General features: G+C 42.4%; 16 protein-coding genes. 7 read left to right on the forward strand and 9 right to left on the reverse strand.

All coding sequences use genetic code 11. From position 1 onward, the window contains the following. Positions 1 to 191: 191 nt before the first annotated feature. The 5 genes from lytR to HMPREF9380_RS02180 all read right to left on the reverse strand — a co-directional run bounded on the left by lytR (position 192) and on the right by HMPREF9380_RS02180 (position 4,689). Positions 192 to 1,391, reverse strand: a complete 1,200-nt coding sequence (gene lytR, locus HMPREF9380_RS02200) for a glycopolymer--peptidoglycan transferase LytR (RefSeq protein ID WP_004193227.1) — start codon at positions 1,389 to 1,391, stop codon at positions 192 to 194. Positions 1,392 to 1,398: 7 nt separating this feature from the next. Next, positions 1,399 to 1,920 (reverse strand): GNAT family N-acetyltransferase, encoded by a 522-nt coding sequence (locus tag HMPREF9380_RS02195; RefSeq protein WP_004193230.1) that lies wholly within the window; start codon positions 1,918 to 1,920, stop codon positions 1,399 to 1,401. Beyond that, positions 1,913 to 2,353 (reverse strand): tRNA (adenosine(37)-N6)-threonylcarbamoyltransferase complex ATPase subunit type 1 TsaE, encoded by a 441-nt coding sequence (gene tsaE, locus HMPREF9380_RS02190; RefSeq protein WP_004193233.1) that lies wholly within the window; start codon positions 2,351 to 2,353, stop codon positions 1,913 to 1,915. Before tsaE ends, HMPREF9380_RS02195 begins: the two co-directional genes overlap by 8 nt. 139 nt (positions 2,354 to 2,492) lie before the next feature. Next, entirely contained in the window at positions 2,493 to 3,914 is a 1,422-nt protein-coding gene (locus HMPREF9380_RS02185) for an NCS2 family permease (protein WP_002905253.1), read from the reverse strand. Between the two features lie 145 nt (positions 3,915 to 4,059). Then, positions 4,060 to 4,689, reverse strand: coding sequence for a DUF1361 domain-containing protein (locus HMPREF9380_RS02180; protein ID WP_004193236.1), 630 nt, complete (start codon positions 4,687 to 4,689; stop codon positions 4,060 to 4,062). A gap of 96 nt (positions 4,690 to 4,785) precedes the next feature. On the opposite strand from HMPREF9380_RS02180, the gene HMPREF9380_RS02175 reads away from it, so the two are divergent. The 6 genes from HMPREF9380_RS02175 (at position 4,786) to HMPREF9380_RS02150 (ending at position 10,535) form a co-directional block, all read left to right on the forward strand. Beyond that, entirely contained in the window at positions 4,786 to 5,598 is an 813-nt protein-coding gene (locus tag HMPREF9380_RS02175) for a Cof-type HAD-IIB family hydrolase (RefSeq protein ID WP_002908111.1), read from the forward strand. A 217-nt stretch (positions 5,599 to 5,815) separates the two neighbouring features. Then, positions 5,816 to 6,835: an alcohol dehydrogenase AdhP gene (adhP, locus tag HMPREF9380_RS02170; RefSeq protein ID WP_004193240.1), complete on the forward strand. Its 1,020-nt coding sequence runs from the start codon at positions 5,816 to 5,818 to the stop codon at positions 6,833 to 6,835. Positions 6,836 to 7,295: 460 nt separating this feature from the next. Then, positions 7,296 to 8,291, forward strand: a complete 996-nt coding sequence (locus tag HMPREF9380_RS02165) for a PTS sugar transporter subunit IIB (RefSeq protein WP_004189840.1) — start codon at positions 7,296 to 7,298, stop codon at positions 8,289 to 8,291. Positions 8,292 to 8,335: 44 nt separating this feature from the next. Further along, on the forward strand, positions 8,336 to 9,142 hold the full coding sequence (locus HMPREF9380_RS02160; RefSeq protein WP_002893578.1) for a PTS mannose/fructose/sorbose transporter subunit IIC: 807 nt from the start codon (positions 8,336 to 8,338) through the stop codon (positions 9,140 to 9,142). A gap of 18 nt (positions 9,143 to 9,160) precedes the next feature. Further along, the gene (locus tag HMPREF9380_RS02155) at positions 9,161 to 10,102 is read left to right on the forward strand and encodes a PTS system mannose/fructose/sorbose family transporter subunit IID (RefSeq protein WP_002893579.1); all 942 of its coding nucleotides are present in this window, start codon (positions 9,161 to 9,163) and stop codon (positions 10,100 to 10,102) included. A gap of 70 nt (positions 10,103 to 10,172) precedes the next feature. Continuing rightward, positions 10,173 to 10,535, forward strand: a complete 363-nt coding sequence (locus tag HMPREF9380_RS02150; RefSeq protein WP_004193244.1) for a DUF956 family protein — start codon at positions 10,173 to 10,175, stop codon at positions 10,533 to 10,535. Positions 10,536 to 10,718: 183 nt separating this feature from the next. On the opposite strand, the gene HMPREF9380_RS02145 is transcribed toward HMPREF9380_RS02150, so the two are convergent. The 3 genes from HMPREF9380_RS02145 to HMPREF9380_RS02135 are packed head-to-tail and all read right to left on the reverse strand — an operon-like array spanning position 10,719 to position 12,493. After that, positions 10,719 to 11,351: a GNAT family N-acetyltransferase gene (locus HMPREF9380_RS02145; RefSeq protein WP_004193247.1), complete on the reverse strand. Its 633-nt coding sequence runs from the start codon at positions 11,349 to 11,351 to the stop codon at positions 10,719 to 10,721. Between the two features lie 13 nt (positions 11,352 to 11,364). Next, entirely contained in the window at positions 11,365 to 11,943 is a 579-nt protein-coding gene (locus HMPREF9380_RS02140) for an NAD(P)H-dependent oxidoreductase (protein WP_004193250.1), read from the reverse strand. Next, positions 11,936 to 12,493 (reverse strand): TetR/AcrR family transcriptional regulator, encoded by a 558-nt coding sequence (locus HMPREF9380_RS02135; protein WP_004193252.1) that lies wholly within the window; start codon positions 12,491 to 12,493, stop codon positions 11,936 to 11,938. Before HMPREF9380_RS02135 ends, HMPREF9380_RS02140 begins: the two co-directional genes overlap by 8 nt. 310 nt (positions 12,494 to 12,803) lie before the next feature. Between HMPREF9380_RS02135 and serS the strand changes: the two genes are divergently transcribed. Next, entirely contained in the window at positions 12,804 to 14,081 is a 1,278-nt protein-coding gene (gene serS / locus HMPREF9380_RS02130; protein ID WP_004193254.1) for a serine--tRNA ligase, read from the forward strand. Between the two features lie 120 nt (positions 14,082 to 14,201). Here the strand turns inward: serS and HMPREF9380_RS02125 are convergent, their stop codons facing one another. After that, entirely contained in the window at positions 14,202 to 15,119 is a 918-nt protein-coding gene (locus tag HMPREF9380_RS02125; protein ID WP_004193256.1) for a TDT family transporter, read from the reverse strand. Positions 15,120 to 15,167: the final 48 nt, after the last annotated feature.

A 15,167-nucleotide genomic window follows, 5' to 3' on the forward strand; every position in this document is an offset into this window, starting at 1 on the left:
TTTTATAAAAATTTTTTCTCTTTTTTAAAATACATAAAGCTGATATTCCTTTTGTAAGTGGCATTTTCTATACTACAGCATCAACGAAAACGATTGCATAGTTTTCTAACAAAGAAAAAACCTTCAGTATGAAAGTAAACATTTCATACTGAAGGAGTCAAACTGCATCATCTAAATTAGATAAGTTAGAATTAATCCGTTTGTGTTCCTTGAGAAACTACACTTGTATCTGCTGTTGTAGTTTGAATAGATGTATTTGTAGTTCCAACTGTCGTATCTGTTGTTGGATAAGAATAATTTTGGTAAGCTCCATTATAAGCAGGCTGACTATAAGAAGACTCGTAGCTACTGTAGCTTTCAGTGTTGCTAGGTGTACTACTATTTGTACTTCTCAGACTATTACCACCCATAAAATCCTCATATAGTACTGCGTTTGTCTTAAGGGACTTAACTGTTTCCAACCCTAGAGCTTTCCTTATTAAATTTTGCATTTCCAATAGATGATCAGACGTCACTAATTGATAGCTTCCACCATCAGGTAAAGTCGCATCTTCTCCACGCAACTGCTCAGATTGAATGTTCTTAAATGCATCTTGATAGCCTAGCAGTTGAGGAATGCTTTTTGAATCAAGCGCGATATTTGTCTGCATGTTGCTGCTGATAGCTTTTAAAATAGCCTGATAATGGCTGACACTGTTGAGACTGAGAACTTTTTCAACCACTTTCTTAATTACTTCACGTTGACGCTTCTGGCGGCCATAGTCACCCTCTGGATCCTGATAGCGCATGCGAGCATAGACCAACGCCTGATCACCATTGATGGTTTGCTTGCCTGGCTCAACCTTAGCAGTATACTCAGGCTCATTCTCTTCAATAGAAATTGGAAAGTCAAAGGTATTATTGACCTCAATGCCACCTACAGCATCTACTAATTGAACCAAGCCCTGCATATTGATCATCATATAGCGGTCAATATGGATGTTCATCAAGCCCTCAATGGTTGAAATAGCTAACTCAGATCCACCATTCGCATAGGCCGCATTCAGCTTAGCTTCAACTGTCTGACCATTCTCATCAATCTGAGTCAGAATATCTCTCTCCAAGCTCATCATGACTGTTTTTTTAGTTTTTGGGTTGACACTCATGAGAATCATGGTATCGCTATTCCCGACCCAAGTATCCTCGCGAGAACCGCTTCCTGTATCCACTCCCATCAGCAAGATAGTCATGGGCTTAGTCGCAGAAATGACATCTGTCTCATTTCCCAACCCCTTATAAGTCTTGGATAGTTCATCTGTTGACTGACCATAAATCGTCCATGCATAAGTACCGATACCAGCTGTCGTTACGACAAGGAGGCTGAGAAACATCATTATAATCTTTTTAAACATATTATTTTTAGTCTATCAGTTTACCCATCAGGTAAACATCAAGAAATATCCCTTCTTTTAAATAGGCTCCTCTTCTTTGTAAGCCTTCAATTTCAAATCCTAAATCTTTATAGAGGTGAACTGCTCGTTCATTTCTAACCTGAACGCTCAATTCCAAACGTCTAATAACTTGAGAATCTTCTGCCCAAGTCAATGCCTCTTCCAGCAATATGCGTCCCAGTCCTTGGTTCCAAAAAGCTTTCTTCACTACAACAAAGACTTGACCAATATGGCGAATTCGCTCATGGAAATCAGCTGTGATGCTGACAAGGCCAGCAATCTCACCATTTAAAAGCGCCAACAGATAAAGCTGATTACTAGAAGCAGCCTGATGCTCAATGAATAAAGCCATCTCCTCTTGATTCATCAAGATTCCAGCCTCATCCAGCGTCATATAATCCGACTCAGACCCGACCTGATTGAGGAAGGCAATCAGATCAGCAGCATCTGTTTTTTTCCCTTCTCGCAAGCACAATTCATATTCAGTCATTCTGCAGTCCCTCAAGCAACTCTTGGGCTCGTGTTCCTTTGGCTTCAAAAACCAATTCACGCCCGTCTTCCTTTTTCAAGAGGCTTAATTTGAGATAGTCTTCAGGCAGATTTTCTCCCAGCAGCTCCCCCCACTCAATGACTGTCACACCCTCTCCGAAGAGAAAGTCATCCAAATCTATGGAGTCTGGATCGTCTCCGATGCGGTAGACATCCAGATGATAGAGTGGCAAGCGCCCCTCGTATTCCCGAACAATGGTATAGGTTGGACTTTTAATCATCTGACTGATGCCCAACCCTAGAGCCAGACCCTTAGTAAAGGTTGTCTTCCCTGCTCCTAAATCTCCCGTTAAAACCAGTACGTCCCCTGCCTGAAGCGATTTGCCCAGGCGCTGACCCCACTGGATTAATTCTTCCTCATTATGACTAAACATTCTCTTATTATACCAGAAAAAATTTTTTTCTGCTTAATTTTGCAAAAGAAAAATCAGCCGCAAAAAGCTGATTTTTTATAACAAAAACATAACCTATCCAAACTTCACTAGACATGAGGATTTCCAGCAATGTTTAGACCTAATTTAAAGCCAGATTTACAAAATTTAAAATAAAGAGAAGATCCAAAATCCAAATCATAGAATGCACATCCTTTGCTTGACCTTTGAAGATTTTAACCAAGGTGTAAGTGATAAATCCAGCTGCTATCCCATGAGTGATAGAATAGGCAAATCCCATAAAAATAGAAGTAAAGAAAGCTGGAATGGCTTCTGTCATATCATCCCAATGGATATTTTTCAGACTAGCCAACATCATAATCCCAACAATTATCAGAATCGGTGCAGTTGCAGCGTTGGGAACAATGGCTAAAAGCGGGCTAAAGAAGCTTGAGACCGCAAAGCAAATAGCTACGACCAAGGCGGTCAGACCTGTTCGGCCTCCAGCTCCGATACCAGCTGCAGACTCCACATAAGTCGTCACATTAGAAGTTCCAGCAATGGCGCCAATAGAGGTTCCGATGAGGTCCGAGTAAAGCGCCTTATCCAAACCTTCTGATTCATGGTTTTCCCCAGAAGTCGCCACAATCCCGACCTTTTCACCAGTCCCAATCAAGGTACCAATGGTATCAAAAATATCTGTCAAGGAGAAAGCCAGAATGGCCATACACGTCTGGGGCCAGCGAGCTGAATCTGCTAAAAGGGCACCCAGACCTTTCGGACCTACTGCCACCCCAAAAATCTGTCCCAGTTCATTAACAGCAGTACCAATGTTATTCTGCCCAAAGTCAATAGCTGACAAATCAACCAAGCCAACCAGAATAGCTACAACTGTCGTTACTAGGATGGATAGGATAACCCCACCCTTGATGTTTTTCACAATAAAGAAAATTGTGATGGCCAAACCGACCAAGGCTACGAGGACCGCTGGATTGTTAAAGTCTACCAGACCTGGAGTTGCTGCTGAATTAGCCGTAATAGCCGCTGCAGCCTTATCTGCTCCCTTGCCAGCTACTGTATAATTGCCCGGATCGATTGAAAACTTGAGCAAGCCAGCATTTTTAATACCTACATAGGCCAGAAAGACTCCGATCCCTGCTGAAATAGCTGCTCGCAAGGAGCCTGGAATCGACTCAATAATCATCTTACGCACCTTGGTCAGAGTGATAATGAGCGAAATAATCCCGCAGATAAAGACCATAGCCAAGGCTTCCTGCCAAGTGTAGCCCAAGGCAAAGACGACCGTAAAAGTGAAAAAGGCATTCAACCCCATACCCGGCGCCTGCGCATAAGGCAGGTTGGCAAAGAAGGCCATCATCAAGGTGCCGGCAACAGCCCCGATAATCGTAGCTAGAAAAACACCCTGCTTGGGCATACCTGTCTGAGCCAGCATGGCCGGATTGACAAATAAAATGTAGGACATGGCAAAGAAAGTCGTCAGACCCGCCAAAACTTCTGTCCGGACATCTGTCCCTTTTTCGGTCAGTTTGAAAAATTTATCCATTTTTCAATAAATCTCCTTTTGAGTAAAATTTCTAATATCTAGTTCAAAAACAAAGAAAAACAGATTTAAATCTGTTTATTTGCGAACGATATTTTAAATTATAATAAAAAACATTCACTTTTTCAAGATGAACGTCTCGCTTTTCTTATTTTTTATTATCTCTCATCAGAAATACCAAACTCATAAACTGCAAAAAAGTAAAACCAAGAATGAAAGGCAGTCGATCAGGCTGCAAAGTTTGCAAGAGCTTCTGTAGAACCATCTGAGGATGAAGCAATAAATCCCAGCTATTAAGGCGATCATAACGTCCTATATAGATAGCCAGACTGGATACAGCAGACAGAGCTGCCGTCAGCAATAGTTCTAAATACCAGTTAAGCTTCCAGCCTTCCTTGATAACATACCAGCTCTCCATACCACAGAAAATCCCGAATAAAATACTGGAAACAAAAGCTAAAAAGAGCAGAAAAACACTTGGCTTACTCAGAACATCTGCCACCCAAGTCATATGAATCAAATCGGTAATCATATAGAAAGTGTTGGGGAAGAAAAGCAACCACAGCAGGAAAAGGAGAGGATAGATCCATTTCTGCTTCTTGAATAAAAGTGTCAAGACAGCTGCATCATAGCTGATTAAGGCCAAGGTCATATTCCAGATGAGATAGGTCGGACCGCCATTTAGAGATTGGATATAGATAAAAAAGGCAATCATCAGAAAAAGAGCATGAATCATGATCGGTTTACGCATACGAAAAGCTCCTCCTTGGTGTGTCATAATTGTGACTGATTAGAGCACCATTATAACATAAGTCGTGTTATTTACACTGAATTCTGTTATAATAGTCTGTATTATCACTGAAAAGAGACTCACATGACAAAAAAAGTAATCGCTGTGGACTTGGACGGAACCTTGCTTGATTCTAACAGCAATTTGTCTGACTTCACCAAAGAAACCATCAAAAAAATTTCCCAAAAGGGCCACAAGGTCATTATCACAACAGGCCGGCCCTACCGCATGGCTTTGAAATATTATAAAGAATTAGAGCTCAATACGCCCATGATCAACTTCAATGGCTCTTTGACTCACATTCCAGAAAAGAAATGGGACTTTGAAAAATCGCTGACGCTGGATAAGTCCTTTCTGCTGGATATGGTTAAGCGTAGGGATGAGATTGAAGCGGATTTCATTGCTGGCGAATACCGGAATAAATTCTATATCACCAATCCCAATGAAGAAATTGCTGATCCCAAGCTATTTGGCATCGATGCTTTCAAGCCTGAAAATCAGTTTCAAGCCAACTTAGTAACGGAGAATCCTAACGCCATTCTCCTGCAGACACGTGCAGCTGACAAATATGCTCTGGCAGAGGAAATGAATGCTTTTTATCAGCATGAACTTGCTATCAACTCTTGGGGCGGGCCGCTCAACATTCTCGAGTGTGCTCCCAAAGGGGTCAACAAAGCCTTCGCCCTTCAGTACCTGCTTAATGTTCTCAATGTGGATCGCAAAAATCTGATTGCCTTTGGCGATGAGCAAAACGATACTGAGATGCTGTCCTTTGCTGGCACTGGCTATGCCATGAAAAATGCCAATACTGACCTGCTACCCTACGCCGACCAGCAATTATCTTTGACTAACGACCAAGATGGCGTCGCCCACGAGCTCAACAAACTCTTTTTATAAAAGTAGACAATTAGACAAACTCTGTTCGAGAGTTTGTCTTTTCTTTTTTGTCTTCTCTCAACCTCAATCATGCTCAAAAGCTTTAAAAATAGAAGCTTATCCGCCGTATCATAGTTTTAAAGGTTACTTTCGCTCATATTTGTAAGCGTTTGCTATTTGTTCGAGTTTGTGATATAATTAACATAATCAAAAACTAAATAACAGGAGGAAACTACTTATGAAAGCAGTTGTTGTAAATCCAGAGGGAACCAATGTCCAACTCGTCGAAAATAAGGAACTTCGTCCTCTTGAAACAGGGGAAGCTCTCGTTGATATCGAATACTGCGGTGTTTGCCATACTGATTTGCACGTCGCGCATGGTGACTTTGGTAAGGTACCGGGCCGCGTTCTCGGACACGAAGGTATCGGTATTGTCAAAGAAATTGCTCCAGATGTAAAAAGCCTCAAGGTCGGAGATCGCGTCAGTGTCGCTTGGTTCTTTGAAGGCTGCGGCGCTTGTGAATACTGTACAACTGGTCGCGAAACCCTTTGCCGTACAGTAAAAAATGCTGGTTATTCTGTTGACGGTGGGATGGCAGAGCAATGTATTGTAACAGCTGACTACGCTGTCAAAGTCCCTGAAGGACTGGATCCTGCACAAGCTTCTTCTATCACTTGTGCCGGCGTGACTACCTACAAGGCTATCAAAGAAGCTCAGCTCCAACCAGGCCAATGGACAGTTATCTTTGGAGCAGGTGGATTGGGTAACCTAGCGGTTCAATATGCCAAGAAAGTCTTTAATGCCCATGTTGTCGCTGTTGATATCAACAATGACAAGCTAGCTTTGGCCAAAGAAGTCGGTGCTGATATCGTCATCAACGGCCATGAAGTTGAAGATGTCGCTGCTCTTATCCAAGAAAAAACTGGCGGTGCGCATTCTGCCGTAGTAACAGCCGTTTCTAAAGTCGCCTTCAACCAAGCGGTTGATTCTGTTCGTGCTGGCGGTCGTGTAGTTGCCGTTGGATTGCCATCTGAAATGATGGACCTCAGCATTGTCAAAACCGTTTTAGATGGTATCCAAGTCATCGGTTCCCTCGTTGGTACTCGCAAGGACTTGGAAGAAGCCTTCCAGTTTGGTGCTGAAGGATTAGTGGCTCCCGTCGTTCAAAAACGTCCTGTTTCAGATGCAGTGGATGTCTTTGATGAAATGGAAGCGGGTACCATTCAGGGACGTATGGTACTTGACTTCACACACTAATGTTTTAAAGCATGTCAGTCCCAACATTTACCTAACTCTTGGAAACGTATGATGGGCAGACTTGATATTATTTAGAAACTTTTGCCATTATAGAGGGAGACTAAAGACATAAGATGCGATTTTTTGTCTTTGGTCCTCCTCTTTCTTTTTTGATAAACAAACACTTTCTCAAACACGATTCTTTTCTTTCATTTCAAAAGTCTCTTTCATATTATTTCAACATTTTTTCATATATTAATCTGTTGTTTTTTTGTTTTCCTAATTTATTAAAACATTTCTATAGCTAAGGTTTTCTTATACCTATATTTATCAGGGTTCCAGCAAATACTGACATTTTTGAAAGAAAAAGTCGTTTTTAGGAACAAACGCTTGCATTTTTCATGAAAACGTTTTATAATAAACTTGCCTTAAAGTTTTCTTAAAACTTAAGTCAAACATTTTATAAGGAGGAATGTCAATAATGAGTATCGGAATCATTATTGCTAGCCACGGTGAATTTGCTGCTGGTATTCATCAATCAGGTTCTATGATTTTCGGTGAGCAGGAAAAAGTACAAGTTGTAACTTTCATGCCCAACGAAGGACCAGATGATCTCTATGCAAAGTTCAATGACGCTGTGGCTTCGTTTGATGCGGACGATGAAGTGTTGGTCTTGGCTGACCTTTGGAGTGGCTCTCCATTCAACCAAGCTAGCCGTGTCATGGGTGAAAATCCAGACCGCAAGTTCGCTATCATTACAGGCTTGAACCTGCCTATGCTGATTCAAGCTTATACAGAAAGGATGATGGATGCCAATGCCGGCGTTGAGGCTGTAGTGGCCAATATCATCAAAGAAGCCAAGGAAGGAGTCAAAGCTCTGCCTGAAGAGCTGAACCCTGCTGCTGAAGAAGCAAATGCTCCTGCTGCAGCTGCTCCAGTTGCCCAAGCAGCAATCCCTGAAGGGACTGTAATCGGTGACGGCAAGCTCAAAATCAACCTTGCCCGGATCGACACACGTTTGCTGCACGGTCAGGTAGCAACAGCTTGGACGCCAGATTCAAAAGCAGATCGTATTATCGTTGCTTCTGACTCAGTAGCTCAAGATGAACTTCGTAAAGAATTGATTAAGCAAGCTGCACCAGGTAATGTCAAAGCCAATGTTGTCCCAATCGACAAATTGATTGCTGTTTCAAAAGACCCTCGCTTTGGCAATACTCATGCCTTGATTCTGTTTGAAACTCCTCAAGATGCCCTGCGTGCTATTGAAGGCGGTGTGCCAATCAAGACCCTTAATGTTGGTTCCATGGCTCACTCAACTGGTAAAACGATGGTCAACAACGTACTGTCAATGGACAAGGAAGACGTTGCTACTTATGAAAAGCTGCGTGACCTTGGCGTTGAATTTGACGTACGTAAAGTACCAAATGACTCTAAAAAAGATTTGTTTGATTTGATTAAGAAAGCCAACGTGCAGTAGAATCAAACGTTTTGCTTCTATTAATTTACGAAAGGATTTAGAACATGTCTATTATTTCTATGGTTTTAGTAGTCTTTGTTGCCTTCTTAGCCGGTCTAGAAGGTATCTTGGACCAATTCCAATTCCACCAACCGCTGGTTGCTTGTACCTTGATTGGACTGGTAACTGGTAATTTGGCTGCCGGTGTTATGCTGGGTGGCTCTCTCCAGCTGATTGCTCTTGGCTGGGCTAATATCGGAGCTGCTGTGGCACCTGATGCCGCCCTCGCTTCTGTTGCCGCTGCCATCATCATGGTACTGGGTGGAGACTTCTCAAGCAAAGGAATCGCTGTAGCACAAGGTGTTGCTATTCCGCTTGCTGTTGCTGGTCTCTTCTTGACTATGATTGTCCGCACTTTGTCAGTCGGTTTGGTTCACGGTGCAGATGCTGCTGCGAAAAAAGGAGACATTAAAGGAGTTGAACGCGCTCACTTTATCGCTCTCTTCATGCAAGGAGCACGTATTGCTATCCCTGCAGCACTTCTTTTGATGATTCCTGCTGAGTCTGTTAAATCTGCTCTTGAAGCTATGCCAGCTTGGCTATCAGAAGGTATGCAAATCGGTGGTGGTATGGTCGTAGCCGTTGGTTATGCCATGGTTATCAACATGATGGCAACTCGTGAAGTATGGCCATTCTTCGCTATTGGTTTCGCTTTAGCTGCTGTCAGCGAACTCACTCTGATTGCCCTCGGTGCAATTGGTGTCGCTATTGCCCTCATCTATCTTGCCTTGTCTAAAAAAGGCGGAAATGGTGGCGGTGGAGCAACAGCTTCATCTAATGATCCAATCGGCGACATCCTAGAAGACTACTAAGAAAGGGGACACACTATCATGACAGAATTAAATACTGTAAAACCTGATGAGTCAGGAAAATTGACTCTTTCAAAGGCTGACCGTCAAAAAGTTTGGTGGCGTTCTACTTTCTTGCAAGGCTCTTGGAACTACGAACGTATGCAAAACTTGGGCTGGGCTTATTCACTGATTCCAGCTATTAAGAAGCTTTATACTAAAAAAGAAGATCAAGCTGCTGCTCTTGAGCGTCACTTGGAATTCTTCAACACTCACCCATATGTAGCAGCTCCAATCATCGGAGTTACACTTGCGCTTGAAGAAGAAAAAGCAAATGGTGCAGCAATTGACGATGCGGCTATCCAAGGGGTTAAAATCGGTATGATGGGACCTCTGGCTGGTATCGGAGACCCTGTCTTCTGGTTCACAGTTCGTCCTATCCTTGGAGCACTTGGTGCATCTCTTGCTTTGACTGGAAATATCATTGGGCCACTTATCTTCTTCTTAGCTTGGAATGCTATCCGGATGGCTTTCCTCTGGTACACACAAGAATTAGGCTACAAGGCTGGTTCTGAAATTACTAAAGACATGTCTGGTGGTATCCTTCAGGACATTACCAAAGGTGCTTCAATTCTAGGTATGTTTATCTTGGCTGTTCTGGTTGAGCGCTGGGTATCTATTAAGTTTGTCTTTAATGTTTCATCTGTTAAGCTAGATGATAAAGCATATATCCATTGGGACAAATTGTCTAGTGGCTATAAGGGTATCCAAGAAGCCTTTGCTCAAGTAGGTCAAGGACTATCTCAAACCCCTGAAAAAGTTACAACTTTCCAACAAAACTTGGATTCCTTGATTCCTGGTTTGATGGGACTGCTTCTAACTTTCGCTTGTATGTGGTTGCTTAAGAAAAAAGTATCCCCTATCACTATCATCATCGCCCTCTTCGTAGTTGGTGTACTAGCTCACGTTGCTGGTTTGATGTAATCAAAAAGAAGGTTTCGGCCTTCTTTTTATTGTGGTATAATAGCTATATTATTTAAAAGGGAGTTACTCTATGGCACAGTCACAAAACAAAACAATTGAGTTTAATACCACTGGCGTTTCCTATCTTGGATTAGGCGGAAAGGTTGGGAAATTTTTAATCGGCGAGACAGCTCTGGAGTTTTATGCGGATGCCAATGTAGAAGATTATATTCAGCTGCCTTGGACTAGCATCACTACTATCGGTGCTAATGTTTCTGGCAAAAGAGTCAGCCGCCACTTTGAAATCTGGACTGACAAGGGAAAGTTTCTCTTTGCCTCCAAAGACTCTGGTAAGATTCTCAAAATTGCGCGAGAACATATCGGCAACGACAAAGTTGTGAGATTGCCGACTCTGTTACAGAAAATTACTGGAATCTTTAAGAAGAAAAAATAGGGTTGAAAAAGTTTCAACCTTATTTTTTATATTTTCGACTAAGACAAAAGCTATTTGTATCAGCAAAATGGAGCTAGCACAAAAAATTGGAAAGTGAAACAATCTGAGAATGCACTATTTCAGCCCCTTGAAATGATAGGGGGTAAGCTGACATTATCAATGCAAGACCGCATCATTAGATCTTCAAAAAGGATAAACATCAGCTAAATTTTTCTCGAAAGTCCATGTCTTGACACCTTCAACATCACGGACATCTAGTTGTTTAAATCCGCTCTTTTTGTAAAAACGACAGTTGCTTTCTGTATGAGTAATCAAAGTAAGCCGCTGGCATTTCTCTTCTTTTGCAAGCAACTCAAGTCCTTTTGAGATAAAAAGACCACCAACTCCCTGCCCTTGATAATCAGGCAGCACACCCAGTAGTTCAAGATAAAGAGTTGAAACACTCCTTTTCTTAGCTTCTTTACTGCCCTCCCCAAAGACTTTTTGAAAAGCTAAAAGCTGAGGAATATATTTCCACATCCTCCATGCTCCTGCCCGCAAAAAGGAAAGCATACCGACAGGATGATTACCGAGCTTATGAATGGTAGCGACCGCCATAAGACACCCGTCCACTTCAGCAAGCAGACAAATATGATGACGCATCGCTGCCTTAACCATAACTGCATGCAATCTATTTAGAAAATCAATATAAGACTGGCTGCTGCCAAAGAGAGGACGAAATTTTTCTCTGTAGATCTCATGCTCAGCAAAAGCAGAAGTTAAAACTGAGACTGCAGCAGCAAGATCCCTTTCATCTGCTTTTCTAAAACGAATCATGATAACTACCTCTTCAAATCTTTTCTGCTAATTTTTCTAAAAAAGCTTGACGTTTTTCAGCTGTAGACTGAGAAATATTCCCGAAATTCAACCAACGGCGCTGTCTAGCACCGATAGACTTAAAGGTATGGCCCAACATGGCTTTCTTGACGACATCACCACAGAAATACTTAAGATAGAAGGTCGGTGCTGCAGAGGTAGTAATAGCTAACACCTCTTTAATATTGGTCAAACGACCAACTAACTGGCGAGTTTTGCTCTCCTCGTAAATCTTATTTTTCAAAAAAACCTTATCTTCAAAGCCCTTGACAATAGCTGGCATATCCGCCCACCAGATAGGAAAAATCATGATAAGGCGGTCACAGGACGCAAGAGCTTCCTGATATTTTAAAACTAGTGGGTCTAATGCCTGCCCCTTATTAAAAAGCGCTAGCTCTTCCTTGGTATAGACAGGATTAAAACCATCCTCATAGAGATCGATCAGTTCATAGGTCTGACCTTTCTTCTCCAACAAGTCCTGAACCTGCTCTAAAATAGCATGGCTAAAGCTTTTATCATAGGGATGTGCATAAACAATGAGATTTTTAATCATGTTTGTAACCTCCTAGTAAATCATTGAACATTGAGCGATAGACTTCCTCATCAAAAGGCTCCAAGCCTTTGGCAATAAAATGACCATAGCCTGTGATGAAGGTGTCCAGCTTGAGCAAAAGAATCTTTTTCTCTTTCTGACTCTCAATAGGCAGCTGATCCAGATAAACCACTGTCTTATTCCCGATTTCCAGAAGCTCACCTTTCCGGTAAGCCTCTGTCGCTACAGGGCTGAAAAAGAGAAAATCCATTATCTGACTGTTGGTCTTGTATTCCGATAAAAGAAAGAGTCCTATCTGCCAAATGCAATCCAGAGGATCAGAGACTCCATCTAGATACTGCTCCTCTAAACGCTTAAGCTGCTTCTGGTTTTCCAAAAGACAGACCTGATAGTAAAGTTCCTCCTTATTCTCAAAAGCCTTGTAGAAAGCACCAGTCGTAACCCCCAGCAGAGATGCCAGTTTCCTTAGGGGGATATTCTGATAGCCATACTCTCTGATAAGCTGGCTTGCCTTTTCAATCATACGGTCACGCGTTGTTTGTTTTACCATAAGAACTCCTTTAGATAACTATGTTACCTTTATCTAAAGATAACATAGTTATCTTTTTCTGTCAAGATTTTTCCCATCCTGGGATTTACATTTTCCGGAAAATCCTGTATAATAGTCGAAACGGATAAGTACTATTGGGCACTTTTCAGAAAGTCTGCGGTGGCTGTGAGCAGATAAGGAGAAAATAGGAAATTCTACCGTTAGTTTAAAAATGAATAATTAAGCAAGTGCACTTTTGTGAAGTTGGATGGAACCGCGGCTCTGTCGCTCCAACAGTTTCATAAAGTGCTTTTTATTTTTGGAGGTACCTATGTTAGATTTAAAACGCATCCGTACAGACTTTGATTCTGTCGCTGAAAAATTAGCTACGCGAGGTGTTGACGCTGCTACCCTTAACCAAATGAAAACCATTGACAAAGAACGCCGGGATTTATTGGTAAAGGTCGAAGAACTCAAAGCAGAGCGCAATACTGTTTCTGCTGAGATTGCTCAAGCTAAACGCAACAAAGAAAATGCAGATGACAAGATTGCTGCCATGCAAAAACTCTCTGCTGAAGTCAAGAACTTAGACGCAACCTTGGCTGAACTGGATGCTAAGTTGACTGAATTCACTACTACTCTACCTAACATTCCACACGAAAGTGTTCCTGTCGGAGCAGATGAGGACGAAAACGTCGAAGTACGTCGCTGGGGTACACCGCGCCAATTTGACTTTGAAGCTAAAGCTCACTGGGATTTGGGTGAAGATCTGGATATCTTAGACTGGGAGCGCGGGGCAAAAGTTACTGGTGCTCGCTTCCTCTTCTATAAGGGCTTGGGAGCAAGACTTGAGCGTGCTATCTATAACTTCATGCTGGATGAGCACGGCAAAGAAGGCTACACAGAAGTCATCACTCCCTACATAGTCAACCATGATTCCATGTTTGGGACTGGGCAGTATCCTAAGTTCAAAGAAGATACCTTTGAGCTAAGCGATACCAACTTCGTTCTGATTCCGACTGCTGAAGTTCCACTGACCAACTACTATCGAGACGAAATTTTAGATGGAAAAGAATTGCCAATCTACTTCACTGCTATGAGCCCATCATTCCGCTCTGAAGCTGGCTCTGCTGGTCGTGACACGCGCGGTCTGATTCGTCTGCACCAATTCCACAAGGTTGAAATGGTGAAATTTGCTAAGCCAGAAGAATCTTATCAAGAGCTGGAAAAGATGACTGCCAACGCTGAAAACATCCTGAAAAAGCTGAATTTACCTTACCGAGTTGTAGCACTCTGTACTGGAGATATGGGCTTCTCAGCTGCTAAAACCTACGACTTGGAAGTTTGGATTCCTGCTCAGAACACCTACCGTGAAATCTCTAGTTGCTCTAACACAGAAGATTTCCAAGCCCGTCGAGCTCAAATTCGCTACCGTGACGAAGCAGATGGCAAGGTCAAACTCCTCCATACTCTCAACGGTTCTGGACTGGCTGTCGGACGCACAGTGGCAGCTATCTTAGAAAATTACCAAAACGAAGATGGCTCTGTGACTATTCCAGAAGTCCTGCGTCCATACATGGGTGGATTAGAAGTCATTGCACCAAGATAAAAAGCAGATTATCCTGACACTTTGCATGTATCATTAGGTCTAAGTTCAGACTTATTTTGCTAAAATTAAAAAAATCCGAGTTCAACTCAGAGAAAATCAAAAACAGATTTTCAAAGAGTATCATCTCGGATTTTTTGTTATCTTTCTGGCTCGCAATGAGACTGTATAGTAAAAACAAACATAGAGGACGATTGCGAAAGCTAGCAGAGCTTCTGCATGACTTAGCCAAACAAGCCAGGTCCAACCTAGAAAATCAAGTCCCAGTTTCAGGGCAAAAGCTGTATTGACAAGAGGAAAGGTCAAGGCTGACCAGCTAAGCTGAGGCCCCAGTCGGAAAATACGAGGTAAAAGGCATAGGACCAAGAGATAAAAGGCCTGCGATAAGAGGAGCAGCAAGGCAACAAACCAACCTTCAGCATCAGAACCGGCCAAACGGATATAGCTTCCCAGCAGGAGCGAGAATGGTGCACAGTAAATGGCCCACTGCGGCTTTAAAGCATCAGGCAACCTTTGTGACCACATAGCTCTGTAAAATAAGGGATAGAGAATCAAACTCAGTAGCAGAGCAAAAAACCAAGCTACATAGCCTAAAAGCGGCTGATGAACTACACCCTGAGTCAAGCTTGCCATGGCTAATCCAACATATAGGACCGTCCAGCTTGGGGTCAAAGATAATCCCTCGGTCTTAAGCACATACTTCCAAGTAAAGATAGCTATTAGAAAAATATGCAGCAGCAAGGCTATATACCAAAGAAACTGGCTCAACAAAAATAAGCCAAGCTTGCTTAGGTAAGAAGCTAAGAGCATACTGGCCATAGGATAAGTCGCAAAGCTCGATAAGAAAGGGGCCTTTTGCAAATCCTGCCGATAGTCCGAAAATAACAGCACTAAAGCCAGTGTCAGATAAAGCCAAAGTATCAAAGCCAGACCATTCAAGAAGTGGAAAAAGATAGAATGGTAGTTCAGTAACAGATTAGCTAAGCCAAATAGGCCAAGAATCAACCCAGATAAGAGAATGGGCGGTCGTTTGCTGTTCACGAAGCAACTCCTTTTATAGTAATGCCATGAAGTCCCTTTTCAATGCCA

Source organism: Streptococcus sanguinis SK49, assembly GCF_000212815.1.
GTDB lineage: Bacteria > Bacillota > Bacilli > Lactobacillales > Streptococcaceae > Streptococcus > Streptococcus sanguinis_C.